Origin of the sequence: Rathayibacter sp. AY1D1 (assembly GCF_002932635.1) — a bacterium.
In the GTDB taxonomy this organism is placed as follows: domain Bacteria; phylum Actinomycetota; class Actinomycetes; order Actinomycetales; family Microbacteriaceae; genus Rathayibacter.
The window spans coordinates 79,891-104,567 of sequence record NZ_PSVY01000009.1 but is presented as its reverse complement, the minus strand read 5'-3'; the positions used below and the strand labels follow the sequence as shown (position 1 = coordinate 104,567).

The window sequence follows — 24,677 nt, the reverse complement described above, 5'->3', positions numbered from 1 at the left end:
CCCGCGGGCCGACCGCCGAGGGAACCCCGAACCGTCGAGGGAGCCCGGCGCTGCGGTCTCCCTCGCCGTCCGGGGTGCCCTCGGTGGAGGGCGGGTCAGGCGCTGGTGTGGAACTTCAGCTGGGCGGCGGAGAGGCCGGAGTCGGCGATGAGCTCGACGGCGTCGGCGGCGTCCGAGACCAGGATCGGGAGCGCCTCGCGCTCCGGGCCGGCGAAGTCCTTCAGCACGAAGTCGGCGGCCTGCTGGCGGCCCGGCGGGCGGCCGATGCCGACCCGCACGCGCAGGAACTCGGCTCCTCCGGTCGCCGCGAGGATGTCGCGGATGCCGTTGTGCCCCCCGTGACCGCCGCCCTGCTTGAGGCGCAGGGTGTCGAAGGGGATGTCGAGCTCGTCGTGCACGACGATCAGGTGCGCCGGGTCGACCGAGTAGAAGTCGAGCAGCTGCGCCGTCGGCCCGCCGGAGAGGTTCATGAAGCTGTTGGGCTTGCCCAGCACGAGCTTCGGCCCGCCCGGGCGGAGGAAGCCCTCGGCGACCACGGCGTTGGCGCGGTTGTGCCGGCGGAACGAGCCGCCGATCCGCGTCGCGAGCTCGTCGAGCACCATCTGACCGACGTTGTGCCGGTTGCGCGCGTACTGCGCGCCCGGGTTGCCCAGTCCGACGACCAGCCAGGTGTCACCCATGTCGTTCCTCTTCCTCGGGGGCGGCGGAGGGACTCCCCCGCCGGACGCGGAACGGGCCCGCCGCGGCTGCGAGCGGGCCCGTTCCCGGGGTGGTGCGGACTACTCCGCGGTCTCGGCGACGACGTCGCCCGAGGCCGGGGTCTCGTCGTCCTCGCCCAGGTCCTGCTCGACCTCGGCGGTGACGTTGACGATGAGGATCTCGGCGTCGGTGACCAGCGTGGCGCCCTCGGGGAGCGTGACGTCGGCGGCGGTGATCTGCGTGCCGGCCTCGAGGCCCTCGACGGAGACGACGATGTTCTGCGGGATGCGCGTGGCGTCGACCTCGAGCGAGAGGGTGTTCGACTCGATCGAGACGAGGGTGCCGGGAGCGGCGTCGCCCTCGACGTGCACGGGGATGTCCACCTCGACCTTCTCGCCCTTGTTGATGACGACGAGGTCGATGTGCTCGATGATCTGGCGCACCGGGTCGCGCTGGATGTCCTTCACCAGCGTCGTCTGCGCGGCGCCCTCGATGTCGAGCTCGAGGATCGCGTTCGCCTTGCGGGTGAGCAGGAGCACCTGGTGGCCCGGGAGGGTGAGGTGCTGGGGCTCGGTGCCGTGACCGTAGAGGACCGCGGGGATCTTGTCCTGCGCGCGGATCTTGCGGGCGGCGCCCTTGCCGAACGAGGTGCGGACCTCGACGACGACCTTGTTGGTCAGTTCAGCCATGATGTTCTCCTTGGGCGGCGCGCACGCCACCGGATCGGGTCGTGGCCTGCGGCCACGGACGGTTTGTCGACTCGAACGCATGTCAGCGTGAGGAGAAGTCCGTGGCGCCCCGTGGGGGCCTCGCCTGCTTCCACCGCGTCGATCACGGATGCACGTGCATCCCTCGCCGAAGTTCAGCTGCCGATCCTACCCGGCATCGCGGCCGCCCGCCAGCAGGCGGTCGCGCCGCCGGACTCGGAGCCGGACGTCCAGGCGGACCGCCTACCGTGCGGGTATGACGAGCGACGACTTCGGCTCCTACGTCGAGAAGAACGGCTTCCACCGCGACACGAACTACATCCCGACGCGGATCACCGCCGACGGCCGCGACGGGTACCCGGTGGAGGCCGGGCGCTACCGCCTCGTGGTCTCCCGCGCCTGCCCGTGGGCGAACCGCGCCGTGATCGTGCGGCGCCTGCTCGGTCTCGAGGACGCTCTCTCGATGGGCATCTGCGGGCCCACGCACGACAAGCGCAGCTGGACCTTCGACCTCGATCCGGGCGGGGTCGACCCGGTGCTGGGCATCCCCCGCCTCCAGGACGCGTTCTTCGCCCGCTTCCCCGACTACCCGCGCGGGATCACCGTCCCGGCCCTCGTGGACATCCCGAGCGGCCAGGTCGTCACGAACGACTACCCGGTGATGACGCTCGACTTCTCCACCGAGTGGACCGCGTTCCACCGCGACGGCGCCCCGGACCTCTACCCCGAGGAACACCGCGAGGAGATCGACGAGATCGCCGAGCTGGTCTTCCACGACGTGAACAACGGCGTCTACAAGTGCGGCTTCGCCGGGTCGCAGCGCTCCTACGACCGGGCCTACGACCGCCTCTGGGCGCGGCTGGACTGGCTGGAGGAGCGGCTGAGCACCCGCCGCTACCTGGTCGGCGACACCATCACCGAGGCGGACGTGCGGCTCTTCACGACGCTCGCCCGCTTCGACGCCGTCTACTACAGCCACTTCAAGGCCAACCGGAACCTGCTGTCGGCGATGCCCGCGCTCTGGGGCTACGCCCGGGATCTGTTCGCCACTCCGGGGTTCGGCGACACGATCGACTTCACCCACATCAAGTCGCACTACTACGAGGTGCAGCGGGACATCAATCCGACCGGCGTCGTCCCCAAGGGCCCGGACCTCTCCGGCTGGCTCGTCCCCTCGCGCCGCGAGGAGCTCGGCGGCCGCCCGTTCGGCGACGGCACTCCCCCGCCGCCGCCGATCCCGTCGGAGCGCGTCCCCCTCGGCCACGGCGCCTGACCGGTTCCGGTCGCGGTCGTCGCGGCGCGCGCAAGACCGTGCGCGCGCCGCTCGACCGATGTGCAGCCGGGAGACGGCTCGGACCCGGGCTCCCCGGAGCGACCCGGGGCTAGCCTGGGCTCGCCCCTGAACGCGAACGTCGAGGAGAACCGTGTCTGACAAGCCCACCGCCACAGCCAACATCGGAGTCGTCGGTCTGGCGGTGATGGGCTCGAACCTCGCCCGCAACCTCGCCAGCCGCGAGGGCAACACGGTCGCGGTGTTCAACCGCTCCTACGGCCGCACCGAGACCCTCATCACGGAGCACCCGGAGGCGGGCTTCGTCGCGTCCGAGACCATCGAGGACTTCGCCGCCTCGCTCGCCACCCCGCGCACCGCGATCATCATGGTCCAGGCCGGCCGCGGCACCGACGCCGTGATCGAGCAGCTGACGAAGGTCTTCGAGCCCGGCGACATCATCGTCGACGGCGGCAACGCGCTCTTCACCGACACCATCCGCCGCGAGAAGGCCGTCCGCGAGACCGGCATCCACTTCGTCGGCACCGGCATCTCCGGCGGCGAGGAGGGCGCGCTCAAGGGCCCGTCGATCATGCCCGGCGGCTCGGTCGAGTCCTACAGGACGCTCGGCCCGATCCTCTCGTCGATCGCCGCGGTCGCCGAGGGCGAGCCCTGCGTCACCCACATCGGCACCGACGGCGCCGGCCACTTCGTCAAGATGATCCACAACGGCATCGAGTACGCCGACATGCAGCTCATCGCCGAGGCGTACGACCTGCTCCGCACCGTCGGGGGACACGAGCCCGCCGCCATCGCCGAGGTCTTCGACGCCTGGAACAAGGGCGACCTCGAGTCGTACCTCATCGAGATCACCGCCGAGGTGCTCCGCCAGGTCGACGCCGACACCGGCAACCCCTTCATCGACGTCGTCCTCGACCAGGCCGGCTCGAAGGGCACCGGCGTCTGGACCGTGCAGAACGCGCTCGACCTCGGTGTCCCCGTCGGCGGCATCGCCGAGGCCGTCTTCGCCCGCGCCGTGTCCTCCCACCCCGAGCAGCGCGAGGCCGTGCAGGCCCGCGTCACCTCGCGCCCGACCCCGGTCGAGAAGTACGAGGGCTTCGAGGACGACGTGCGCGCCGCGCTCTACGCCTCCAAGGTCGTCGCCTACTCGCAGGGCTTCGACGCGATCATCGCCGGGGCCGAGAAGTACGGCTGGGAGATCGACAAGGGCGCGGTCGCCAAGATCTGGCGCGCGGGCTGCATCATCCGCGCCCAGTTCCTCAACCGCATCGTCGACGCCTACGACGAGAACGCCGGCATCACGACCCTCCTCGAGGACCCGTACTTCGCCGAGGCCGTCGCGAACGGCGAGGCCGCCTGGCGCCGCATCGTCTCGACCGCCGCGCTCTCGGGCGTGCCGATCCCCGGCTTCGGCGCCGCGCTGTCGTACTACGACTCGCTCGCCTCCAAGCGCCTCCCGGCCGCTCTCGTGCAGGGCCAGCGCGACTTCTTCGGAGCGCACACCTACAAGCGCGTCGACAAGGAGGGCACCTTCCACACGCTGTGGTCGGGTGACCGCACCGAGGTCGAGCAGGACCCGTCCACGCACTGACCCGCGTCGCACGGGAAGGCGCCCCCGCCCGCAGGATCCACGGATCCTCGGGCGGGGGCGCCTTCCTCGTTGCGGAGAGAGCTCCCCTGTCGTCAGCGGAGCCGGGCGGTGGCGTCCGGCTCCCCGAGCGGGCGCTCGACGCCCGGGCCGGCTGACCCCTCAGGTCCGGAACGCCCGCGCGATCAGGAGCGCCGCGAGGAGCACCGCTGCGGCGGCCGCCGTGGCCGCCGGGACGGCGAGCAGGAGCAGCAGCGAGACCGCGGCCGACGCGAGGGCGGGCCCGCTCGCCCCGGCCGCTCCGTGGTCGAGGCGCCGCACGATGGTCGCCACCAGCAGAGCGGCCACGGCGAAGGCGAGCAGCGCGTCGGCGTCGAGGATCACGACCGCGAGCACGGCGACCAGGCAGAGGACCAGCTGGGCCGCCGCGGGCACGCCGGTCCTGCGGTTCCTGGCGGCGAGCACCGCCGGCATCTCCCCTGCGTCGGCGAGACGCACGAGGGCGCGCGCATCCCTCCTCCCGAGGTCGAGGAGCGCGAGCAGGACCGCGATCACCGCGGCGGCCCCGACGAGCCCGGACGCGGGCGTGCCCCGGGTGACAGCGCTCAGGGGGGTCTCCGAGGACGCGAGGACCTCGGGACCGGCCGCCAGGAGCAGACCGGTGGCGAGCGCGGCGGCGGCCGCCGTGGCGATCCCGATGCGCAGCAGGGCGGGGCGGAGAGCCGTCACCGCGCCGGAGCGGGAGGTCGGCAGGAGGATCAGGAGCAGGGCCGCGGCGGTGCCGGCTCCCAGCGGCCCTCCGTCGCGCAACGGGTCGAGCGGCGCGGGGTCCGGAGGGGACACCAGCACGATCACGGCGGCGGCGGCCAGCAGGACGACGACCGCACCGACGAGGAGCAGGACCGGGCGAGCGGGGAGGCGCCCGCCGCGCAGACCGAAGAGCGCGACGGCCACGAGCAGCAGGACGGCCAGGGGCCGGGCCGCTCCCCCGAGGACCGACTGGGCCGCGGTCAGGGCCAGCGCGGCCGAGGCGAAGGCGCGCCCGACGATCCCGAGCCACTCGGAGGAGGGGCCGTCGTGGACGGTGCGCCCGGCGTCGGCGACGGCGCTCAGAGCCGCGGCGGCCGCCGCGACGGCGAGCCCGAGGAGCAGCCACCAGCCCGCCGCCGCGGCGGCCGGCGACCAGACCAGGAAGACCGCCGCCAGGGCGAGGGTCGCATCCGAACGCTGGGGCACGGCCTCACCCTAGGCGGTGGAGCCGGGGCGGGACCCGGGTGCGCCGTGCAGGGCGCACCCGGGGTGCGGGGTCCTACGCGTCGCCGTCGAACATCGACGTCACCGAGCCGTCGTCGAAGACCTCGTGGATGGCGCGGGCCAGCAGCGGAGCGATGGGCAGGATCGTCAGGCGGTCCCAGGTCTTCTCCGGCGGCAGCGGCAGAGTGTCGGTGACGACGACCGAGTCGATGAACTCGGAGCTCAGGAGCTCGACCGCCGGGTCCGAGAAGACGGCGTGGGTGGCCGCGACGACCACGCCGATCGCGCCCGCCTTCTTCAGCGCCTCGGCCGCCTTCGCGATGGTGCGCCCGGTGTCGATGAGGTCGTCGACGAGGAGGCAGACGCGGCCCTTCACCTCGCCGACGATCTCGTGGACGGAGACCTGGTTGGCGACCTTCGGGTCGCGGCGCTTGTGGATGATCGCCAGCGGGACGCCGAGCTTGTCGCTCCAGATGTCGGCGACGCGGACGCGGCCCATGTCGGGCGAGACGATGGTGAGGGTCGAGGGGTCGAGCTTCTCGCGGAAGTGCTCGAGCAGCACCGGCATCGCGAAGAGGTGGTCGACGGGGCCGTCGAAGAAGCCCTGGATCTGCGCCGCGTGGAGGTCGACCGACATGATCCGGTCGGCTCCCGCCGCCTTGAAGAGGTCGGCGACGAGGCGGGCCGAGATCGGCTCGCGGCCGCGGCCCTTCTTGTCCTGGCGCGCGTAGGGGTAGAAGGGGGCGACCACGGTGATCCGCTTGGCGGAGGCGCGCTTGAGCGCGTCGACCATGATCAGCTGCTCCATCAGCCACTCGTTGATCGGGGACGTGTGCGACTGGAGGACGAACACGTCGCCTCCGCGGACCGACTCGCCGTAGCGGACGTAGAGCTCGCCGTTGGCGAAGGTGCGCCCCTCGGTCGTGACGAGCTCGGTCCCGAGCTCGGCGGCGACCGCCTCCGCCAGTGCCGGATGCGCCCTCCCCGAGACGAGGACCAGGCTCTTCTTGTTGCTGGCGGTGATGCCGGTCACTGTGCTCCGCTTCCTCCGGTGGGCGCCTGGTCGGATCCGGTGGGATCCGACGCCAGGGCCGCCTCGGCGGCGTCGGCCGCTGCGGTGCCCGGACGGTGGGTCTGCACCCACCCGGCCATGTTGCGCTGCGGAGCGACGGTGATCCCGAGGGCTCCGGCGGGGATGTCCTTGCGGATGACCGTGCCGGCGCCCGTGTACGCTCCGTCACCGATTCTAACGGGGGCGACGAAGACGTTGTGCGACCCCGCACGCACGTGCGAGCCCACCACGGAGGACGCCTTGCTCACCCCGTCGTAGTTGGCGAAGATCGAGCCGGCGCCGATGTTCGACTCCTCGCCGATGACCGCGTCGCCGACGTAGGAGAGGTGCGGGACCTTCGATCCCTCGCCGATGACGGCGTTCTTGGTCTCGACGTAGGTGCCGATCTTGCCGCGGGCGCCGAGCACGGTGCCGGGGCGGAGGAACGAGAACGGGCCGACCTGGGCCTTCGCGCCGATGACGGCGAGCGTCGCGTCGGAGCGCTTCACGACCGCGTCCTCGCCGACCTCGCAGGAGTCGAGCGTGGTGTCCGGGCCGATGACCGCGCCGGTGGCGATGACGGTCGGGCCCTTGATCTGCGTGCCCGGGAGGATCTCGACGTCCGGGGCGAGGACCGCGTCCACGTCGATCCAGGTGGTCGCCGGGTCCTGGATCGTGACGCCCTCGAGCTGCCAGCGGCGCACGATGCGCGCGTTGAGCTCGAGCGCCGCGTCGGCGAGCTGGGCGCGGTCGTTGATCCCGGCCACGAGCCAGCGGTCCTGCACGGGGACGGCCTCGATCGCGCGGCCGGCGGCCTTGAGCGCGGCGGCGGCGTCGGTGAGGTACTTCTCCCGCTGGGCGTTCTCGGTGCCGATCGCGCCGATGACCGAGCGGAGCGCGGCGGCGTCGAAGGCGTAGACGCCGGCGTTGATCTCGGTGAGGTCGAGCTCGTCGGGGCTCGCGTCCTTCTGCTCCACGATGGAGGCGAAGGCGCCGTCGCCACCGCGGACGATCCGGCCGAAGCCGGTCGGGTCCTCGAGCACGCAGGAGAGCATGGTGAGCGCGTTCGCCGCGGCGAGGTGCTCGTCGACCAGGCGGCGGAGGGTCGGCGCGTCCAGCAGCGGGACGTCGGCGCTCAGCACGACGACCGTGCCGGCGAAGGACTCCGGGAGCGCCGCGAGGCCCTGCTCGACCGCGCGGCCGGTGCCGGGCGTCTCGTCCTGGTCCACCACCAGCGCGGAGGGCGTGTGCTCGAGGACGGCCTCGGCGACCCGGTCGCGCTCGTGGCGCACCACGGTGACGACGTGCGCCGCGTCGAGCGAGGCGGCCGTGTCGAGCACGTGCCCGAGCAGCGGCCTCCCGGCGAGGCGGTGCAGGACCTTCGGGGTGCGGGACTTCATGCGGGTGCCCTGGCCTGCCGCCAGGATCACGACGGCGAGCGTGCTGTCTGCCATGTTCTTCGCGTTCTCCTCCGTGAGCGCACCGTCCTGGTGCCGCTCCGCCACCAGGATTCGAACCTGGACCGGACAGCTCCAAAGGCTGCCGTGCTGCCGTTACACCATGGCGGACCGCGCGATCGCGCGCCGTCCATCCTGCCATCCCCGCGCCCCCGGCCCCGCCTCGGGCGCGGGCGGCCGCCGCTCGGGCGGACGACGGCGGCCCGGGAGGTCCCCGCCTCCCGGCCCGTCCGCCTCCCGGCGTCCCCCGAGCCGCCCAGCCGCCACAATGGACGGGTGAGTGCGAATGACGAGGTCGACGGGATCGTCGACGCCTGGGTCCGGGAGCGGCCCGATCTCGATTTCACGCCGCTCCAGGTCTTCTCGCGGATGCGCCGGCTGGCCAAGCAGCTCGAGCGCGCGCGCGGCAGCGCCTTCGGCCGGTCGGAGCTCGAGACGTGGGAGTTCGACGTGCTCTCGGCCCTGCGGCGCGCGGGCGCGCCCTACCGGATGAGCCCCAAGCAGCTCCTCCAGGCGACCATGGTCACCAGCGGGACCATGACCAACCGCATCGACCGGCTGGTCGAGCGCGACCTGGTCGAGCGCCTCGACGACCCGAACGACGGGCGCGGCGTGCTGGTGCAGATGACGCCGTCGGGGCTCGCCCGGGTCGACGCGGCGATCACCCGCCTGGTCGACGCGGAGCAGGAGCTGCTCGGCGCGCTCACCCACGCCCAGCAGGAGCGGCTGGCGCAGCTCCTCCGGAAGCTCTCCCTCGACTTCGGCTGAGCCGGTCGGCCCGGGCCCGCGACGGCGGCCCGCCCACGCGGTACGGGACAGCTGCCGGTGCCGCGGAGCAGAGCGGCGTCAGCCCTCGAGCTGCTCCGAGAGCTCCAGCCAGCGCAGCTCGAGCTCGGCCGTCTCGTCCTCGTAGGCGCGGAGCGAGGCGTTGAGCGCGAGGATGCCGTCGTAGTCGTCCTGGTCGTGCGTCGCCATCTTCTCGTGGACGGTCTTCGTCAGCTGGGTGAGCTTGTGCAGGCGCCGGTCGATCGCCGACACCTCCTTCTCGGCGGCGCGGCGCTCGGCCCCCGCGAGTCCGCTCGACGCCGGCGCGGCGGAGGAGGAGCCCGACGACGCCGCCGCGGGCGCACCCTTCTCGAGCGCGCGGCGCAGGTCGAGGTACTGCTCGACGCCGCCGGGCAGGTGGCGGAACGCGCCGTCCATCACGGCGTACTGCTGGTCGGTGACGCGCTCGAGCAGGTACCGGTCGTGCGAGACGACGAGGAGGGTGCCCGGCCAGGAGTCGAGCAGGTCCTCGATCGCGGCGAGCATGTCGGTGTCGAGGTCGTTGGTCGGCTCGTCGAGGATCAGCACGTTGGGCTCGCTGAGCAGGATGAGCAGGAGCTGGAGCCTCCGGCGCTGACCGCCCGAGAGGTCCTTCACGGGCGTCGAGAGCTGCGCGCTCGAGAAGCCGAGCCGCTCGAGCAGCTGGCCCGGGGTCATCTCCTTGCCGCCGATGGAGTAGCTGGTGCGCTGCTCCGCGATGATCTCGCGGACGGGCCGGTGCTGGACACCGGTCAGCTCGCGCAGCTGCTGGTCGAGGATCGCGACGCGCACGGTGGTGCCGCGCTTCACCCGGCCGCTCGTCGGCTCCACGCTGCCCGCGACCAGGCCGAGGAGGGTCGACTTGCCGGCGCCGTTCACGCCGAGGATGCCGGTGCGCTCGCCGGGCGCGATCCGCCACTCGATGCGGTTGAGGACGGTCCGCTCGCCGTAGCGGACGGTGACGTCGAGCAGGTCGACGACGTCCTTGCCCAGGCGCGAGACGGCGAGCTGCGAGAGCGAGACCGAGTCGCGCACCGGGGGCTCGTCCTCGATCAGCTGGTTCGCGGCGTCGATCCGGAACTTGGGCTTGGCCGTGCGGGCGGGGGCGCCGCGCCGGAGCCAGGCGAGCTCCTTCTTCATCAGGTTCTGTCGCTTGGCCTCCATGGTCGACGCCATCCGGTCCCGCTCCACGCGCTGCAGGATGTACGCCGCGTACCCGCCCTCGAACGGCTCGACGAGGCGGTCGTGCACCTCCCAGGTGGCGGTGCAGATCTCGTCGAGGAACCACCGGTCGTGGGTGACGACCGCGAGCCCGCCCGACGACGCCGCCCAGCGGCGCTTGAGGTGCTCGGCGAGCCAGGCGATGCCCTCGACGTCGAGGTGGTTGGTGGGCTCGTCGAGGAAGACGACGTCCCAGTCGCCGACGAGCAGCTTCGCGAGGGCGACCCGGCGCCGCTGGCCGCCCGAGAGGGAGCCGACCACTCCGTCCCAGGGGACGTCGCGCAGCAGGCCCGCGATCACGTCTCGGGTGCGCGCATCGCCCGCCCACTCGTGCTCCTGGAGCCCGCCGACGACGGCCTGGGCGACGGTGAGGTCCTCGTCGACCGTGTCGGCCTGGTCGAGCATCCCGAGCGTGACGCCGCGGCGGTGCGTGACGCGGCCGCTGTCCGGCTCGATGCGCTGCGCGAGCAGTCGCAGGAGGGTCGACTTGCCGTCGCCGTTGCGTCCGACGATCCCGATGCGGTCGCCCTCCTCGATCCCCAGGGAGACGTCGTCGAAGATCACGCGTGTGGGGTACTCGAGTCGCAGCGCCTCGGCGCCCAGCAGATGTGCCATAGGGATCCAGCCTAGGCGGTGCCGCCTGAGCGGTCCGCCGCGGGTCGATCACAGGGCGACCGGGTCGCGGCCCCCGGACCTCAGCCCGCGGGTGCCGGCTCCGAGACGGACACCGAGCGGCGGTGCAGTCCCGTGGCACCGTCAGGAGCGGGCGGGCGCTCGACCGTGGTCTGCACCGTGCCGTCCGCGTCGGTGGCGCGCACGGTCACGACGTGGTCGCCGACCGTCGCGTCCCACTCGAGGACCCACTGGATCCACGTGTCCGCGGTGACCTGCTCGGCGAGGCGCGCCTCCTGCCAGGCGCCGCCGTCGATCTGCACCTCCACCTTCGCGATGCCGGTGTGCGGCGCCCAGGCGACTCCCGCCACGGCGACCGTCCCCGCCTCGACGGGCTGGCCCTGGCGCGGCACATCGATCCGCGACTCGATCTTGATCGGACCGCGCTCGGTCCAGCCGCGCGTCGACCAGTACGCCAGGTCCTCCGCGAAGGTCGTGACCTTCAGCTCGACGACCCACTTCGTCGCCGAGACGTAGCCGTACAGGCCGGGGACGACCATCCGGACGGGGAAGCCGTGCTCGACCGGGAGCGGCTCGCCGTTCATCCCGACGGCGAGCAGGCTCGCGCGGTCCTCGTCCTGCAGCACGTCGAGCGGGCTGGAGGCGGTGAAGCCGTCGATGCTCCGCGAGAGCACCATGTCGGCGCCGGCGGTCGGCCGGGCCCGGGCCAGCAGCTCGCGGATCGGGTAGCCCAGCCAGAGGGCGGTGCCGATCAGGTCGCCGCCGACCTCGTTGGACACGCAGGACAGGGTGACCAGATGCTCCTCGAGCGGCAGTGCGAGCAGCTCGTCCCAGGTGATCTCGATCTCCTCCTCCACCATTCCGGTGATCTTCAGCGACCAGTCGGCGGGCTCGACCGACGGCACCGAGAGCGCGGTGTCGATCCGGTAGAACGAGGAGTTGGGAGTGACGTAGGAGCTGATGCCGTCGATGTCGTCGAGCACGGCGCCCGCCGGGACGGGCGCGGCGGCCGAGGCGGGAGCCGGCAGGGACACGGCCTCGCGCACGGCGGTGACGGCGGCGGAGGCGGACGTGAGGAAGCGGGCGCCGATGCCGGCGGCGACCGCGGCGACTCCGGCGATCCCGACCAGGCGGAGGAACGACCGGCGGTCCGGGGAGTCGCTCTCGCGCTCCTCCTGCCAGCCGCGGAGGCGGACGGAGGCCGAGCGCAGCACCGCGGCACCGGCCACCATGCCCACGACGCTCGGCGCCGCGTCGATCCCGGACGCGCCCTCGCGGCTGACGGCGGCGAGCGCACCGGCGCCCGCGACGACGGCCAGCAGCAGCACGCCGAACGGCGGGCGGCGGTACTCGAGGACTCCCGCGCCGACGGCCAGCAGCGCGATCGCGAGGCCGATCGAGACCAGCAGCACGAGCTTGTCGCCGGTGCCGAAGAGCGCGATGACCGTGTCCTTCACGCCCGGGGGCACGATGTCGATGACGAAGCCGCCGACCGCGACCAGCGGACTGCCGCCCGCTCCGGTGAAGACCGCGACGACCTCGGCGGCCGCGAGGGCGACGACGGCGGCCACGATCCCGGAGAGGATCGCGAAGAGGGTGGCTCGGCGGGACATGAGCGGCACTCTAAGCCACGAGGTCGGAACTTCTCTGCGGACCGTCTGTGGAGGGCGCCGGGCGCGAGGCTCGCGAGCCCCGCTCCGGAGGCACCGCCTCCGCGACTAGGTCGAGAGCAGGCGAGCCCCGTGGACCGGGCCGGACACCCGCACGGCGCTCAGCCGCGCGGAGCTCAGCTCGCGCTGCAGGTCGGCCGCCGCATCGGCGTCCGGAGCGAGGAACGCGACGGTCGGGCCGGACCCCGAGACGAGGCCGCCGAGCGCTCCGCGGCCCTCGCCGAGCTCGAGGATGCGGGCGAGCCCGGGCTGCAGGTGCAGCGCCGGCGCCTGCAGGTCGTTGTGCATCGCGTCGGCGAGCATGGCTGCGTCGCCGGCGCGGAGGGCCTGCAGCACGTTGGGATCGATGGCGGGGGTCGCCGAGATCGGGCGGAAGTCGTGCAGGTGGCGCTCGCGGTGCCGGTCGAGCTCGCTGTAGACCTCGGGGGTCGACAGGCCCTCCTCCGAGAGGACCAGCACCCACTCGAAGCGGCCCTTGGCGAGCGCCGGGCTCAGCTCGTCGCCTCGGCCGACTCCGATCGCGGTGCCGCCGGTGAAGGAGAAGGGGACGTCGGCGCCGAGGCTCGCGGCGATGCCCAGCAGCTGCTCCCTCGTGCAGGCCGTGCCCCAGAGCGCGTCGCAGGCGAGCAGGGTCGCCGCCGCGTCGGCCGAGCCGCCGCCCATGCCGCCGGCGATGGGGACGTTCTTCTCGATCTCGAGGTGCACGCCGCCGCGGTAGCCGGTCGCCCGGGCGAGCGCCCGAGCCGCCTTGATCGCGAGGTTGGAGCCGTCGACGGCCAGGCGGGAGGTGTCGATCGAGCCCGAGAAGGAGACCGAGAAGTCGGCCGCCTCCTCCGCGAACACGTCCTCGTAGAGGGAGAGCGACTGGAACGCGGTGGCCAGCTCGTGGTACCCGTCGTCGCGCACGGCGCCGACCTTGAGGAACACGTTGATCTTGCCGGGCGCCCGCGCGTGGACCCGGTTCGACGTCGCGCGGTGGGCCATGCATCCACGCTACAGGGTGGCGGAGGCGCCCTCGTCCGCACCCGGGGCGGGCTCCCCGTCGCCGTCCGCGTCGTCCCCGTCGGTCTCCGCCAGCGACCCGTCGGGCACCGCCGCGCCGCGCACGGGGACCCGCGCCGGATCGAGCTCGCGGCCCAGGCGGACGAAGGCGGCGACGTCCAGCTCCTCGCCGCGCGCGGTCTGCGGGACGCCGGCCCGCTCGAGCGCGACGATCGCCGCGGCGCTGTCGCCGAAGAGGGTCGCGAGCGACTGGCGGAGCATCTTCCTCCGCTGCGCGAACGCCGCGTCGACGACCGCGAAGACGGCGCGGCGCAGGGTCTCGTCGCCCGGCTCCTCGCCGCGGTCGAACGCGACGAGCACGCTGTCGACGTTCGGCACCGGCCAGAAGATCTGACGCGAGACCGCGCCGCCCGTCGTCCAGGAGCCGAACCACGCCGCCTTGACGCTCGGGCCGCCGTAGACCTTGGAGCCGGGACCGGCGGCGAGCCGGTGCCCGACCTCGGACTGCACCATCACCACTCCGGACCGGATGCTGGCGAAGTGCTCGAGGAAGTGCAGGAGCACCGGCACCGAGATGTTGTACGGGAGGTTGGCGACGAGCCGGACCGGCTCCCCCGGCAGGTCGAGCACCTTCATCGCGTCGGCGTGCACGACCGCGAGATCGGCGCCCGGCGCCATCAGTTCGACGGTGCGCGGCAGCTGCTCGGCGAGGCGCCCGTCGATCTCGACGGCCACGACCTGCGCGCCCGCCTCGAGCAGGCCGAGGGTCAACGATCCGAGGCCGGGGCCGATCTCGACGACGGTCTCCCCCGGGCGTACCCGAGCGAGCTTGACGATGCGGCGGACCGTGTTGGCGTCGTGCACGAAGTTCTGGCCGAGCTTCTTGGTCGGCGTGACGTCGAGCAGGCCCGCGAGGTCGCGGATCTCGGCCGGGCCCAGCAGGCGCGGGATCGCGGCGGCCGTCGGCTCGGCGGCGTGGCGGCCGCTCATGCGAGGGGTCCGACCGGCTCCGTCGGCTCGGAGCCGACCTCGCCGCCCCACTCGCCGTACACGGCCTCCGTGTTCGAGGCGATCGTCGCGGCCAGGTGGCCGACGTCGGTCTCGAGGGTCGCGGCCATCGAGCGCAGGGTGTGCGGGAGGAGGTAGGGCGCGTTCGGGCGGCCCCGGAAGGGCGACGGAGTGAGGTAGGGCGCGTCGGTCTCGACCAGGATGAGGTGCCGCGGGGTCGCGACGAGCGCCTCCCGCAGCGGCTCGGCGTTCTTGAACGTCACGGTGCCGGCGAAGGAGAGGTACCAGCCCTCGTCCGTGCACATCCGCGCCATCTCCGCGTCCCCGGAGAAGCAGTGGAAGACGGTGCGCTCGGGGGCGCCGACGCGGCGCAGGGTCTCGATGACCTCGCGGTGCGCGTCGCGGTCGTGGATCTGCAGCGCGAGGTCGTGCTCCTTCGCGATGCGGATGTGCTCCTCGAAGGAGCGGAACTGCGCGGCGCGGCCGCTCTCGCCGGTGCGGAAGAAGTCGAGCCCGGTCTCGCCGATGGCGCGCACCCGCGGCTGCTCCGCCAGCTCGGCGATCACGGCGAGGGCTGCGTCGAGCTCGCCGCGCTGCTCCAGCCCGGGCGCCTCGTTGGGGTGGATCGCGACGGCGGCCAGCATGCGCGGCTCGCTCGCCGCCTGCTCGGCCGACCAGCGGCTCGTCTCGACGTCCGTGCCGACCTGGACGACGCCGCGGACCCCGACGGTGGAGGCCCGGTCGAGCTGCTCGCGGTGGTCGAGCGGCTCGAGGCCGTCGGCGATCTCGAGGTGCGTGTGGTTGTCGTAGACGGGGACGACGAGCGCCTCGGGCAGCGGCGGGTACGTCAGGTCGCGGCCGGACGAGGCCTCGCGGGAGCGGACGTGCTGGCTGTCGGTCATGCGCTCCAGGCTACCGGGAGGGCTCGCGGAGGCCGGAGTCCCGGGCGGACGAGGGCCGAGAGCGGCCGCCGAGGCGCCCTGAGCGGATCGGGTCAGCACCCGATCGGATCGGGACAGCCCGCCTCCCGCGCCGCCGGGAGGCTGGAGCCATGACAGACACCGAGCTCCTCGCCCCTTCCGCATCCGGCTCCCTCGCCGGACGCCACGCCCTCGTCACCGGATCCTCGAGCGGGATCGGCGCGGCCATCGCCCGCCGCCTCGCCGGGGCCGGCGCTCACGTCCTCGTGCACGGACGCGACCCCGAGCGGGTCGGGTCCGTCGTCCGCGGCATCCGCGCCGACGGGGGCACCGCCTCCGCGCTCGTCGCCGACCTCGCGGGCACGCCGGAGGAGACCCGCGCCGTCGCCGCCCGGGCGCTGACCCTCCTCGACGGGCGGATCGACGTCCTCGTCAACAACGCCGGAGTGTTCCCGGTGGGGCCGACCGCCGACCTCAGCGACGCCGACGTCGAGTCCCTCCTCACCACGAACATCCGCGTGCCGCACCAGCTCGTCGCGGCGATCGCCCCGGCCATGGCCGAGCGCGGGAGCGGAGTGGTCGTCAACATCACCTCGTGGATGGGACGGGTGGGAACGCCCGGGACCGCGCTCTACCCCGCGACCAAGGCTGCGCTGGAGCACCTCACGCGGGCGTGGGCGGCCGAGTACGGCCCGAGCGGCGTGCGCGTGGTCGCCGTCGCGCCCGGCGCGACTCTCACGCCCGGCAACGAGCACGCCGCGGCGATCCTGGAGCAGATGACCGCGTCCGCCCCCGCCGGCCGGCCCGGACGTCCGGACGAGATCGCCCTGGCCGTGCGCTGGCTCGTCTCGGACGAGGCCTCGTACGTCCACGGCACGACGCTCGACGTCGACGGAGGCATCGTCGGCGCCCGCGTCTGACGCCGCGGTACGCGCCGCTCGGAGTCCCCGCGACAGCGCCCGCCGCTCAGTGGATCTGGACGAGCGGCCCGGGGTGGAGCGCAGCGTCGGCCGCGGGGGTCGTCTCGTAGGCGCGGCGGTAGTCGCGCCCGAAGTGCGACGCGCTCGCGTAGCCGACCGCGGCCGCGGCCTGCGCGGCGGTGTCGCCCCGGACCAGGAGCAGTCTCCTGGCCTCCCCCAGGCGGAGCCGCCGCAGGTAGCCCAACGGCGACATCCCGGTCAGCTCGCGGAAGCGGCGGGTGAGCGTGGGCACGCTGGTGCCCGCCTCCGCGGCGAGCGCGCCGAGGGTCCATCCGCGCGACAGCGACGCGCTCATCACCTCGACCGCACGGGAGACGGCCTCCGAGCGGACGGTGCTGGACGCGGCCAGCAGCCGGGGCGCCTGGTCCGTCTGCAGCAGCCGCAGCACGAGCTCGCGCGTGATCGCGGGGGCCAGCACCGGGATGTCGGCGGGGGCGTCGAGCAGACGGAAGAGTCGGCGCAGCGAGTCGGCCATCTCCTCCGTGACCGTGCCGATCCGCGGGGCGGGAGCCCGCGGGGCCGTCCGGGGGGCGAGCGCCGCGATCTCGGCCACCACGAGCGGGTCGAGACGCCAGTTGGCCGACAGGAAGTCGCCGCGGTCGCCGGTCTCCACGACGGCCGCCACCACCGGCAGATCGACGGGGGTGATCAGGAAGCGGCCGGCGCCCCACCGCTCGTCGGAGTCGCCGACCACCGAGCGCTTCCGGCCGGCCAGCACCAGGCTGAGGGTCGGCGGGAACCGGGTGTAGACGAGCTCGGTCGGAGCGGTCACCCGGTGCAGGCGCAGGGCGAGCGCGGCGGCGCGCTCCGGGTGCCCGACGTGGCGCCGGGTGAGCTCGGCCGCCTGCTCGAGAGCGTCGAGCACCTCGCGCGTCATCAGCGCCCCGCCGTCCACGGAGCGGAGGGCCGCTCGCACCCGGCCCCCCGCGTTCGGATCACGGCCGTCGGGCACTCCCCTGCGGATCCTCCGCCGGCGAGTCCGCACCGCTCGGCTGCTCGGTCCACGGGTCGAGGCGCGGCCGTCAGGACGCGGGAGCCTCGATGCGCGGGAAGAGCGCGGCGAGCGTGCCGACGGTGGTGCCGACGGGGAGGACTCCCCACCGGCCCGCCTCGCGGATCGGCTGCGCGGTGAGGGCGCCCAGCGACTCCGTCACGCCGAGCGCCTCCCAGAGGGACGCCGTCGCGCGCGGCACGACCGGCGAGAGCAGCACGGCCAGGGCGCGGAGCCCCTCCGTCGCGGTGTAGAGCACCGTGCCGAGGCGCTCGCGCTCCTCGCGCTTGGCGAGTGCCCACGGCTCCTGCTCGGTGATGTAGCCGTTGAGCTCCTCGACGATGCTCCACACGGCGGTGATCGCGTCGTGGATCGCGAGCGCGTCGATCGACCGGTCGGCCGACGCGGCGGCCTCGGCGACGATGCGCTGCACGCGCTCCTCCGCCTCGGTCGGCTCCCCCGGCGCGGGCACGACGCCGTCGTAGTAGCGGTGCAGCATCGCGACGACCCGCGAGGCGAGGTTGCCGAAGCCGTTCGCGAGCTCGGACTGGTAGCGCGCAGACAGGTCCTCCCACGAGAACGAGCCGTCCTGGCCGAAGGTGATGGCCCGGAGGAAGTAGTAGCGGAAGGCGTCGGAGCCGAAGGTGTCGGTGATCTGCTCGGGCGCGATGCCGGTGAGCTTCGACTTCGACATCTTCTCGCCGCCGACCAGCAGCCAGCCGTGGCCGAACACCTGCCGGGGGACCTCGAGGCCCGCGGCCATGAGCATGGCGGGCCAGATCACCGCGTGGAAGCGCAGGATGTCCTTGCCGACGATGTGGGTCGCGGGCCAGCGGCGCTCGAACTCCGCCTCGTCCTGGCCGTAGCCGACCGCGGTGATGTAGTTGAGCAGCGCGTCGAACCAGACGTAGACCACGTGCGAGTCGTCCCACGGGACCTTCACGCCCCAGTCGAAGCTGGAGCGGGAGATCGACAGGTCGGCCAGGCCCTGGCGGACGAAGCTCACGACCTCGTTGCGCGCCGACTCGGGCTGGACGAAGTCGGGACGCTCCTCGTAGAGCGCGAGCAGCCGCTCGGTGTACTCGCTCATCTTGAAGAAGTAGTTCTTCTCCTTCAGCAGCTCGACCGGCTTCGAGTGGATCTTGCAGACGTACTGGCCGGCGTAGTCGCCGGTGCCCTCCTCGAGGTCGGACAGCTGCTTGTACTCCTCGCAGCCCACGCAGTAGTAGCCCTCGTACTCGCCGGTGTAGATCGCGTCCTCGTCGTACAGCTTCTGCAGGAACTTCTGGACGTTGACCTCGTGCCGCGCGTCCGTGGTGCGGATGAAGTCGTCGTTGGCGATGTCGATGGTCTCGAGCAGCGGCTGCCAGGCGGTCCTCACGAGGCGGTCGGCCCACTCCTGGGGGGTCGTGCCGTTGGCGGTGGCGGTGCGGAGGATCTTCTGTCCGTGCTCGTCGGTGCCGGTCAGCAGCCAGGTGTCGTCGCCCGCCTGGCGGTGCCAGCGGGTGAGCACGTCGGCGGCGACCTCGGTGTACGCGTGCCCGATGTGCGGGACGTCGTTCACGTAGAAGATCGGGGTCGTGAGGTAGAAGGAGGCGCCGTCGGACATGGCGACCATCCTATTCACCGCGCGGCACCGCTCCCGGCGTGTGACGGACGCTGTGGACGACCGGCCGCGATCGCCGCCGGGGAGGGAGCCTCAGCCGCGGCGGGAGGCGAGCGCCGCCTCGTAGAGCGCGCGGCGGGAGAGCCCGGTGATCTCGGCGACCTCGGCCGACGCCTCCTTGAGCCGCGATCCGGCCTCGACGCGGGCCAGCACGTCGGCCAGCGCGTCCTCGAGCGACGCCTCCCGCGCGGGGGCTCCCTCGACGACCAGGCAGATCTCGCCGCGCAGGCCGTCGGCGGCCCACTCGGCCAGCTCGGCCGCCGTGCCGCGCCGGACCTCCTCGAACATCTTGGTGAGCTCGCGGCAGACGACGACGCGCCGCTCCGGGCCCATCGCCTCGACCAGGTCGGCGAGCGCGTCGCCGATCCGGTGCGGGGACTCGAAGAAGACCATGGTGCGCCGCTCGTCGACGAGCGCCCGGAAGGTCGAGACCCGCTCGCCGTGCCGGCGGGGCAGGAACCCCTCGAAACTGAAGCGATCCGTCGGGAGCCCGGACACGGCGAGCGCCATCAGCACCGCCGAGGGACCGGGCAGCGCGGTGACCGCGACTCCCGCCGCCACCGCCGCCTCGACCAGGTGGTAGCCCGGGTCCGAGACCGTGGGCATGCCCGCGTCGCTCAGCACGAGCAGGTCCTCCTCGCGGGCCAGCTCCACCAGCTCGGCGGCGCGATCGCGCTCGTTGTGGTCGTGCAGCGCGTAGAGGGCGGGCCGGTTCTCGACGCCCAGGGCGCGCATCAGCTGGATGGTCACGCGCGTGTCCTCGGCGGCGACGTGGCGGGCGGAGCCCAGTGCCTCCACGAGCCGGCGGGAGGCGTCGCCGAGGTTTCCGATGGGAGTGCCGGCGAGGATGATCATGTCGCCAGTCTCCCAGGCCGGGTCCGGGGCCTCCCGCCGCGGATCGCCGCCGTCCCGGGAGGAGGCGCCCCGTTAGCATGGCCGGGTGACGGACCGACCGCAGCGCGACTTCGACGACCTGCTCCTGGACGCGGCGGGATCGGCGCGCTCGGTCCCGGTGGAGCCCGCCGAGGCGTCCGCACCGCGGGAGCGCACCCCGCTCCCGGACGTGCCGCGCGGCTCCTGGTTCGACGACCTGCACGCCCGGCTCGTCGCCTCCCCCGCGCGCCGCCGGCTGTACGAGCTCGGACTGCCGCTGCTGGTGGTCGCCCTGGCCGCGGTGCTGCGGCTGTGGAACCTCGGCCACCCGCGCTCGCTCGTGTTCGACGAGACCTTCTACGTGAAGGACGCCTGGACCCTTTGGAACCTCGGGTTCGAGGGCGCCTGGCCCGAGAACCCGGACCCCGGCTTCGCGGCCGGCGACGTGGACACCTTCACGGGGGCGCCGTCCTTCGTGGTGCATCCGCCGCTGGGCAAGTGGATCATCGGGCTCGGGATGAGCGTGTTCGGCGCGGACGACAGCGTCGGCTGGCGCGTCGCGACCGCCGTCGTGGGGATCCTCGCCGTCGCGCTGGTGATCGTGATCGGCCGCCTCCTGTTCCGCTCCACCCTCCTCTCCTCCTTCGCGGGGCTGATGCTCGCGCTCGACGGCCACGCGATCGTGATGTCGCGGGTGTCGCTCCTGGACGGGATCCTGATGTTCGTCGCGCTCTGCGGGGTCGCGGCGGTGCTGCTGGACCGGCGCTGGGCCGACCTGCAGCTGGCGCGGAAGGTGGCGGCGGGAGCGCTGCCGAGCTGGGGGCCGGTCCTGTGGTGGCGGCCCTGGCTGCTCGCGGCCGGAGTGCTCTTCGGCCTGGCCGCGGGCGTGAAGTGGACGGGCGTCTACTTCCTCGCGGCGTACGGCGTGTACGCGGTGGTCGTCGACGCGCTGATGCGGCGCCGCGCGGGCGTGCCGTTCTGGGGCAGCGGCGCGATCCTCAAGCAGGGTCCGGTCACCTTCCTCCTGGTCGTGCCGATCGCCCTGATCGCCTACCTCGTCACCTGGACGGGCTGGCTGCGCACCTCCGGCGGATGGGCCCGGCAGTGGGCGTCGGAGGCCCCCGGCAACGCCTGGACCGGGGCTCTGGCGTGGGTGCCGGACTGGGCGCAGAGCCTCTGGCACTACCACGTGCAGATGTACGACTACTCGATCAACCTGCGGGCCTCGCACCCCTACGAGGCGAACCCGCTCACCTGGCTGCTCATGCTCCGACCGACCAGCATGTACTTCGTCGACCAGGCGACGGGCGTCGACGGCTGCACCGCCGCACGCTGCGACGAGGCGATCACCTCGGTCGCCAATCCGCTCATCTGGTACGCCGGGGTCCTGGCGCTGGTGTACCTCCTCTACCGGCTCGCGCGGTACCGGGAGTGGCGCGCCGGCTACGTGCTGATGGGGATCGTCGCGGGCTACCTGCCGTGGCTCCTCTACCTCGACCGCACGGTGTTCCAGTTCTACTGCGTCGTCTTCGAGCCCTACATGATGCTGGCACTGGCGCTGACGGCCGGGATCGTGATCGGGAGTCCGGGCGACGAGCGGAGGCGGCGCACCCGCGGCGTCCTCGTGGTGCTCGTCTTCGCGGTGGCGGCGGCCGCGCTGACGGCCTACTTCCTGCCGCTCTGGATCGGCGCGCAGACGTCCTTCACCTTCTGGCAGGCCCACATGTGGCTGCCCTCGTGGGTATGATCCGGCGGCTGGGCCCGGGAGTCGCGGCCTGCGCGGTCGCGGCGGTGATCGCGGCCCTGCTGCACGCGGCGGTGCCGGCAGTGCCGATGCTGACCGCGGCGGTCGCGCTCGGGATCCTCGTGGCGCAGCTGCCCGCGGCGCGCCCCCTGCTGAGCGGGGCGCTGGCGCCGGGCCTCAAGTTCTCGTCCCGCTCGCTGATGCGCACCGGCATCGTCCTGCTCGGGCTGAAGCTCTCGCTGATCGACATCGCTGCGCTGGGCTGGGGCGCGATCCTGGTCGTCGTCGGGATCGTCCTGGCCACCTTCGGCCTGACCTGGGCGCTGGGCCGGGCGCTCCGGCTGCCCGGGCAGGAGCCGCTGCTGCTCGCGGCGGGCTTCTCGATCTGCGGGGCCTCGGCGATCGGCGCGATGGCCGGAGCGACCCGGGCGAAGGAGCAGGAGCAGGCGACGCCGGTCGCGCTGGTGACGCTCTGCGGCACGCTCGCGATCGCGGTGCTCCCCGCCCTGCAGCAGCCGCTCGGGCTCTCCGACGTGCAGTTCGGGCACTGGGTCGGCGCCTCGGTCCACGACGTGGGCCAGGTGGTGGCGACGGCCCAGGTGGCGGGTGCGTCGGCGCTGGCCGTGGCGGTCGTGGTGAAGCTCACCCGAGTGGTCATGCTGGCGCCGATGGTCGCGGTGGCGGCGGCGGTCACGAGGCGCCGAGGCGGGACCGGCGGGACGCGCCCGGCGATCGTGCCGCTGTTCGTGGTCGGGTTCCTCGCCGCGGTGCTGCTGCGCACGCTCCTCCCCCTGCCGGAGGGACTGCTCGCCGCCGCCGACACCGCGCAGACCTGGCTCCTCGCCGCGGCCCTCTTCGCGCTCGGCAGCGCCGTCCGGGTGCGCGCGCTCGTGACGACGGGGTGGCGTGCTCTCCTCGTCGCCCTGGTGTCGTGGGCGGCGATCGCGGCGATGGGACTGGCCGCGGTGCAGCTGGCGCTCTGATCGGCGCTCCGATCCGCTCGACCGCTCTGTCGCGCACGGTCGCTCTGCACTGCGGGACCGCTCTGTTACGCGATGCGTCGCTCCGGCGCGGCGGTGTCGGCGGCTCCCGCTAGCGTAGATCGCATGGCAGATCGTGAGTACGGCTTCAAGACGCGTGCGATCCACGCGGGCAACATCCCCGACGCGGTGACGGGCGCCCGCGCTCTGCCGATCTACCAGACCAGCGCCTTCGTCTTCGACGACACCTCCGACGCCGCGGCCCGCTTCGCGCTGCAGAAGTACGGCAACGTCTACTCGCGCCTGTCGAACCCCACGGTCGCCTCCTTCGAGGAGCGCGTCGCGAGCCTCGAGGGCGGCCTCGGCGCCGTCGCCACGGCCTCCGGGCTCTCGGCGCAGTTCATCACCTTCGCGGCGCTCGTCGGCGCGGGCGACCACGTGGTGTCCTCCGCCAACCTCTACGGCGGATCGATCACCCAGCTCGACGTCACGCTCCGCCGTTTCGGAGTGGACACCACCTTCGTCCGCTCGAGCGACCCGGCCGACTACGCGGCGGCGATCACCGAGAAGACCAAGGTGCTCTACGCCGAGACGATCGCGAACCCCTCCGGCGAGATCGCCGACATCGAGGGCCTCGCCGCGGTCGCGCACGCCGCCGGCATCCCGCTGATCATCGACTCCACGGTCGCCACGCCCTACCTCGTCCGCCCGATCGAGTGGGGCGCCGACATCGTCATCCACTCGGCCACCAAGTTCCTCGGCGGACACGGCACCACGCTCGGCGGCGTCGTCGTCGAGTCGGGGCGCTTCCACTACTCCCCCGAGAAGTTCCCGCTGCTGCACGACCCGGTGGCCTCCTACGGGGACCTGTCGTGGGACGGCAACTTCGGGGAGTACGGCTTCCTCACGCGCCTGCGCGCGGAGCAGCTGCGCGACATCGGGCCGGTCCTCGCTCCGCACTCCGCGTTCCTGCTCGCCCAGGGCGTCGAGACGCTGCCGTACCGGATCCAGGCGCACGTCGACAACGCGCGCCGCGTCGCCGAATGGCTCGACGCCGACCCCCGGATCGAGGCCGTCTACTGGGCCGGGCTCCCCGCGCACCCGCACCACGACCGCGCGCAGAAGTACCTGCCGAAGGGACCGGGCTCGGTCTTCAGCTTCGTGGTCAAGGGCGGCCGCGCCGTCGGCCAGACCTTCATCGAATCGGTCGACCTCGCCAGCCACCTCGCCAACATCGGCGACGCGAAGACGCTGGTGATCCACCCCGCCTCGACCACCCACGCCCAGCTCACCGAGGACCAGCTCCTCCACGCGGGCGTCCTCCCCGGACTCGTCCGCCTCTCCGTCGGCATCGAGGACGCGGACGACATCATCTACGATCTCGACCAGGCGCTCGCCCGCGCGGTCGAGGAGCACGGCACCCCCGACGCTCCGACCGCGCTCCCCGAGGACACGACCACCACCCTGCACACCCCGGCCGTGGAGGTCTGAGCATGAGCACCACCGACACCGCCGACACGGTCGTCCAGCTGTCCAACGGGCTGAGCTGCTCGGTCCCGGCGAACTCGCCGCTGGCGAAGATGCTGCGCTCGCAGCGCACCTGGGTGGGCCCCGACGCCCGCAGGCGACTCGACATCCTCCGCCGCGCGAAGACCGTGGCGATCGTCGGCGCCTCGCCGAACCCGGCCCGCTCCTCCTACTTCGTCGCCACCTACCTGCAGCAGTCGAGCGACTACGAGCTCTACTTCGTGAACCCGAACGCCACCGAGATCCTGGGACAGCCGGTCTACCGCAGTCTCGCCGAGCTCCCGGTCGTGCCCGACATCGTCGACGTGTTCCGCAAGGCGAGCGACATCCCCGCCGTGATCGACGACGTCCTCGCCGTCGGCGCGCCCACGGTCTGGGTGCAGCTGGGGATCTGGAACCAGGAGGCGGCCGAGTACGGCGAGTCGAAGGGCCTGACCGTCGTGATGGACCGCTGCATCAAGGTCGAGCACGCCCGCTTCCACGGCGGCCTGCACCTGCTCGGCTTCGACACCGGCCAGATCTCGGCGCGCAAGACGCTGCGCTGACCCGCCGCCGACCCTCGTCGACGCCGGATCTCCGTGGCTCTTCGTCGCGGGCGCGGCTCGGGCGGC

General features: G+C 73.1%; 21 protein-coding genes and 1 tRNA gene. 8 read left to right on the top strand and 14 right to left on the bottom strand.

Annotated features, from left to right (window positions below; all coding sequences use genetic code 11):
- Positions 1–95: 95 nt before the first annotated feature.
- Together pth and C5C56_RS08700 are read right to left on the bottom strand one after the other, a co-directional pair.
- The gene (gene pth, locus C5C56_RS08705; RefSeq protein ID WP_104233681.1) at positions 96–680 is read right to left on the bottom strand and encodes an aminoacyl-tRNA hydrolase; all 585 of its coding nucleotides are present in this window, start codon (positions 678–680) and stop codon (positions 96–98) included.
- Between the two features lie 99 nt (positions 681–779).
- On the bottom strand, positions 780–1,388 hold the full coding sequence (locus C5C56_RS08700; RefSeq protein WP_104233682.1) for a 50S ribosomal protein L25/general stress protein Ctc: 609 nt from the start codon (positions 1,386–1,388) through the stop codon (positions 780–782).
- A gap of 274 nt (positions 1,389–1,662) precedes the next feature.
- Here C5C56_RS08700 and C5C56_RS08695 point away from each other — a divergent pair, with 274 nt between their 5' ends.
- Together C5C56_RS08695 and gndA are read left to right on the top strand one after the other, a co-directional pair.
- Complete coding sequence (locus C5C56_RS08695; protein ID WP_104226929.1) at positions 1,663–2,679, top strand: glutathione S-transferase family protein; 1,017 nt, start codon at positions 1,663–1,665, stop codon at positions 2,677–2,679.
- 151 nt (positions 2,680–2,830) lie between these two features.
- Positions 2,831–4,288: an NADP-dependent phosphogluconate dehydrogenase gene (gene gndA, locus C5C56_RS08690; protein ID WP_104233684.1), complete on the top strand. Its 1,458-nt coding sequence runs from the start codon at positions 2,831–2,833 to the stop codon at positions 4,286–4,288.
- Positions 4,289–4,447: 159 nt separating this feature from the next.
- On the opposite strand, the gene C5C56_RS08685 is transcribed toward gndA, so the two are convergent.
- The 4 genes from C5C56_RS08685 to C5C56_RS08670 form a co-directional block, all read right to left on the bottom strand.
- Complete coding sequence (locus tag C5C56_RS08685) at positions 4,448–5,521, bottom strand: hypothetical protein (RefSeq protein WP_104319409.1); 1,074 nt, start codon at positions 5,519–5,521, stop codon at positions 4,448–4,450.
- A gap of 73 nt (positions 5,522–5,594) precedes the next feature.
- The gene (locus tag C5C56_RS08680; protein WP_104222342.1) at positions 5,595–6,572 is read right to left on the bottom strand and encodes a ribose-phosphate diphosphokinase; all 978 of its coding nucleotides are present in this window, start codon (positions 6,570–6,572) and stop codon (positions 5,595–5,597) included.
- On the bottom strand, positions 6,569–8,044 hold the full coding sequence (glmU, locus tag C5C56_RS08675; protein ID WP_104260365.1) for a bifunctional UDP-N-acetylglucosamine diphosphorylase/glucosamine-1-phosphate N-acetyltransferase GlmU: 1,476 nt from the start codon (positions 8,042–8,044) through the stop codon (positions 6,569–6,571). The genes C5C56_RS08680 and glmU overlap by 4 nt, the downstream gene beginning before the upstream one ends.
- Before the next feature lie 42 nt (positions 8,045–8,086).
- Positions 8,087–8,158, bottom strand: a tRNA-Gln gene (locus tag C5C56_RS08670).
- Positions 8,159–8,323: 165 nt separating this feature from the next.
- Between C5C56_RS08670 and C5C56_RS08665 the strand changes: the two genes are divergently transcribed.
- Positions 8,324–8,815: a MarR family winged helix-turn-helix transcriptional regulator gene (locus C5C56_RS08665; RefSeq protein ID WP_104222340.1), complete on the top strand. Its 492-nt coding sequence runs from the start codon at positions 8,324–8,326 to the stop codon at positions 8,813–8,815.
- Between the two features lie 78 nt (positions 8,816–8,893).
- Here C5C56_RS08665 and C5C56_RS08660 read toward each other — a convergent pair whose 3' ends face one another.
- From C5C56_RS08660 to C5C56_RS08640, 5 genes are all read right to left on the bottom strand, one after another.
- Entirely contained in the window at positions 8,894–10,687 is a 1,794-nt protein-coding gene (locus C5C56_RS08660) for an ABC-F family ATP-binding cassette domain-containing protein (RefSeq protein ID WP_104319408.1), read from the bottom strand.
- Positions 10,688–10,767: 80 nt separating this feature from the next.
- Complete coding sequence (locus C5C56_RS08655) at positions 10,768–12,318, bottom strand: molybdopterin-dependent oxidoreductase (protein ID WP_104247360.1); 1,551 nt, start codon at positions 12,316–12,318, stop codon at positions 10,768–10,770.
- A gap of 105 nt (positions 12,319–12,423) precedes the next feature.
- Positions 12,424–13,359: a 4-(cytidine 5'-diphospho)-2-C-methyl-D-erythritol kinase gene (locus C5C56_RS08650; RefSeq protein ID WP_104222334.1), complete on the bottom strand. Its 936-nt coding sequence runs from the start codon at positions 13,357–13,359 to the stop codon at positions 12,424–12,426.
- A gap of 9 nt (positions 13,360–13,368) precedes the next feature.
- Positions 13,369–14,367 carry a 16S rRNA (adenine(1518)-N(6)/adenine(1519)-N(6))-dimethyltransferase RsmA gene (gene rsmA, locus C5C56_RS08645; protein WP_181073461.1) on the bottom strand — a complete coding sequence of 333 codons (999 nt, stop codon included), beginning with the start codon at positions 14,365–14,367 and terminating at the stop codon, positions 13,369–13,371.
- Positions 14,364–15,287 carry a TatD family hydrolase gene (locus C5C56_RS08640; RefSeq protein ID WP_104247358.1) on the bottom strand — a complete coding sequence of 308 codons (924 nt, stop codon included), beginning with the start codon at positions 15,285–15,287 and terminating at the stop codon, positions 14,364–14,366. Before C5C56_RS08640 ends, rsmA begins: the two co-directional genes overlap by 4 nt.
- A 149-nt stretch (positions 15,288–15,436) precedes the next feature.
- On the opposite strand from C5C56_RS08640, the gene C5C56_RS08635 reads away from it, so the two are divergent.
- On the top strand, positions 15,437–16,225 hold the full coding sequence (locus C5C56_RS08635; RefSeq protein ID WP_104226925.1) for an SDR family NAD(P)-dependent oxidoreductase: 789 nt from the start codon (positions 15,437–15,439) through the stop codon (positions 16,223–16,225).
- Positions 16,226–16,271: 46 nt separating this feature from the next.
- Here C5C56_RS08635 and C5C56_RS08630 read toward each other — a convergent pair whose 3' ends face one another.
- From C5C56_RS08630 to rsmI, 3 genes are all read right to left on the bottom strand, one after another.
- A complete protein-coding gene (locus tag C5C56_RS08630; protein WP_258065632.1) occupies positions 16,272–17,237 on the bottom strand; it encodes an AraC family transcriptional regulator in 966 nt (321 codons plus the stop codon).
- A 70-nt stretch (positions 17,238–17,307) separates the two neighbouring features.
- Positions 17,308–18,885 (bottom strand): methionine--tRNA ligase, encoded by a 1,578-nt coding sequence (metG, locus tag C5C56_RS08625; RefSeq protein ID WP_104226924.1) that lies wholly within the window; start codon positions 18,883–18,885, stop codon positions 17,308–17,310.
- Between the two features lie 90 nt (positions 18,886–18,975).
- Positions 18,976–19,797 carry a 16S rRNA (cytidine(1402)-2'-O)-methyltransferase gene (rsmI, locus tag C5C56_RS08620; protein ID WP_104319407.1) on the bottom strand — a complete coding sequence of 274 codons (822 nt, stop codon included), beginning with the start codon at positions 19,795–19,797 and terminating at the stop codon, positions 18,976–18,978.
- 85 nt (positions 19,798–19,882) lie between these two features.
- Between rsmI and C5C56_RS08615 the strand changes: the two genes are divergently transcribed.
- From C5C56_RS08615 to C5C56_RS08600, 4 genes are all read left to right on the top strand, one after another.
- Complete coding sequence (locus C5C56_RS08615) at positions 19,883–21,562, top strand: dolichyl-phosphate-mannose--protein mannosyltransferase (protein ID WP_258065631.1); 1,680 nt, start codon at positions 19,883–19,885, stop codon at positions 21,560–21,562.
- Entirely contained in the window at positions 21,559–22,542 is a 984-nt protein-coding gene (locus C5C56_RS08610) for a YeiH family protein (RefSeq protein ID WP_104319406.1), read from the top strand. Before C5C56_RS08615 ends, C5C56_RS08610 begins: the two co-directional genes overlap by 4 nt.
- Positions 22,543–22,665: 123 nt before the next feature.
- Entirely contained in the window at positions 22,666–24,030 is a 1,365-nt protein-coding gene (locus tag C5C56_RS08605; RefSeq protein WP_104260321.1) for an O-acetylhomoserine aminocarboxypropyltransferase/cysteine synthase family protein, read from the top strand.
- 2 nt (positions 24,031–24,032) lie between these two features.
- Positions 24,033–24,611 (top strand): CoA-binding protein, encoded by a 579-nt coding sequence (locus tag C5C56_RS08600; protein WP_104237688.1) that lies wholly within the window; start codon positions 24,033–24,035, stop codon positions 24,609–24,611.
- The last annotated feature ends 66 nt before the right edge of the window (positions 24,612–24,677 follow it).

Excerpts from the sequence above, each read along its gene's own strand:
- C5C56_RS08610 (WP_104319406.1), top strand. The coding sequence starts at position 21,559 with ATGATCCGGCGGCTGGGCCCGGGAGTCGCGGCCTGCGCGGTCGCGGCG.
- C5C56_RS08650 (WP_104222334.1), bottom strand. The coding sequence starts at position 13,359 with ATGGCCCACCGCGCGACGTCGAACCGGGTCCACGCGCGGGCGCCCGGC.
- rsmI (WP_104319407.1), bottom strand. The coding sequence starts at position 19,797 with ATGATCATCCTCGCCGGCACTCCCATCGGAAACCTCGGCGACGCCTCC.
- pth (WP_104233681.1), bottom strand. The coding sequence starts at position 680 with ATGGGTGACACCTGGCTGGTCGTCGGACTGGGCAACCCGGGCGCGCAG.
- C5C56_RS08660 (WP_104319408.1), bottom strand. The coding sequence starts at position 10,687 with ATGGCACATCTGCTGGGCGCCGAGGCGCTGCGACTCGAGTACCCCACA.
- C5C56_RS08695 (WP_104226929.1), top strand. The coding sequence starts at position 1,663 with ATGACGAGCGACGACTTCGGCTCCTACGTCGAGAAGAACGGCTTCCAC.
- metG (WP_104226924.1), bottom strand. The coding sequence starts at position 18,885 with ATGTCCGACGGCGCCTCCTTCTACCTCACGACCCCGATCTTCTACGTG.
- C5C56_RS08600 (WP_104237688.1), top strand. The coding sequence starts at position 24,033 with ATGAGCACCACCGACACCGCCGACACGGTCGTCCAGCTGTCCAACGGG.
- C5C56_RS08655 (WP_104247360.1), bottom strand. The coding sequence starts at position 12,318 with ATGTCCCGCCGAGCCACCCTCTTCGCGATCCTCTCCGGGATCGTGGCC.
- glmU (WP_104260365.1), bottom strand. The coding sequence starts at position 8,044 with ATGGCAGACAGCACGCTCGCCGTCGTGATCCTGGCGGCAGGCCAGGGC.
- C5C56_RS08640 (WP_104247358.1), bottom strand. The coding sequence starts at position 15,287 with ATGACCGACAGCCAGCACGTCCGCTCCCGCGAGGCCTCGTCCGGCCGC.
- C5C56_RS08605 (WP_104260321.1), top strand. The coding sequence starts at position 22,666 with ATGGCAGATCGTGAGTACGGCTTCAAGACGCGTGCGATCCACGCGGGC.
- rsmA (WP_181073461.1), bottom strand. The coding sequence starts at position 14,367 with ATGAGCGGCCGCCACGCCGCCGAGCCGACGGCCGCCGCGATCCCGCGC.
- C5C56_RS08635 (WP_104226925.1), top strand. The coding sequence starts at position 15,437 with ATGACAGACACCGAGCTCCTCGCCCCTTCCGCATCCGGCTCCCTCGCC.
- C5C56_RS08700 (WP_104233682.1), bottom strand. The coding sequence starts at position 1,388 with ATGGCTGAACTGACCAACAAGGTCGTCGTCGAGGTCCGCACCTCGTTC.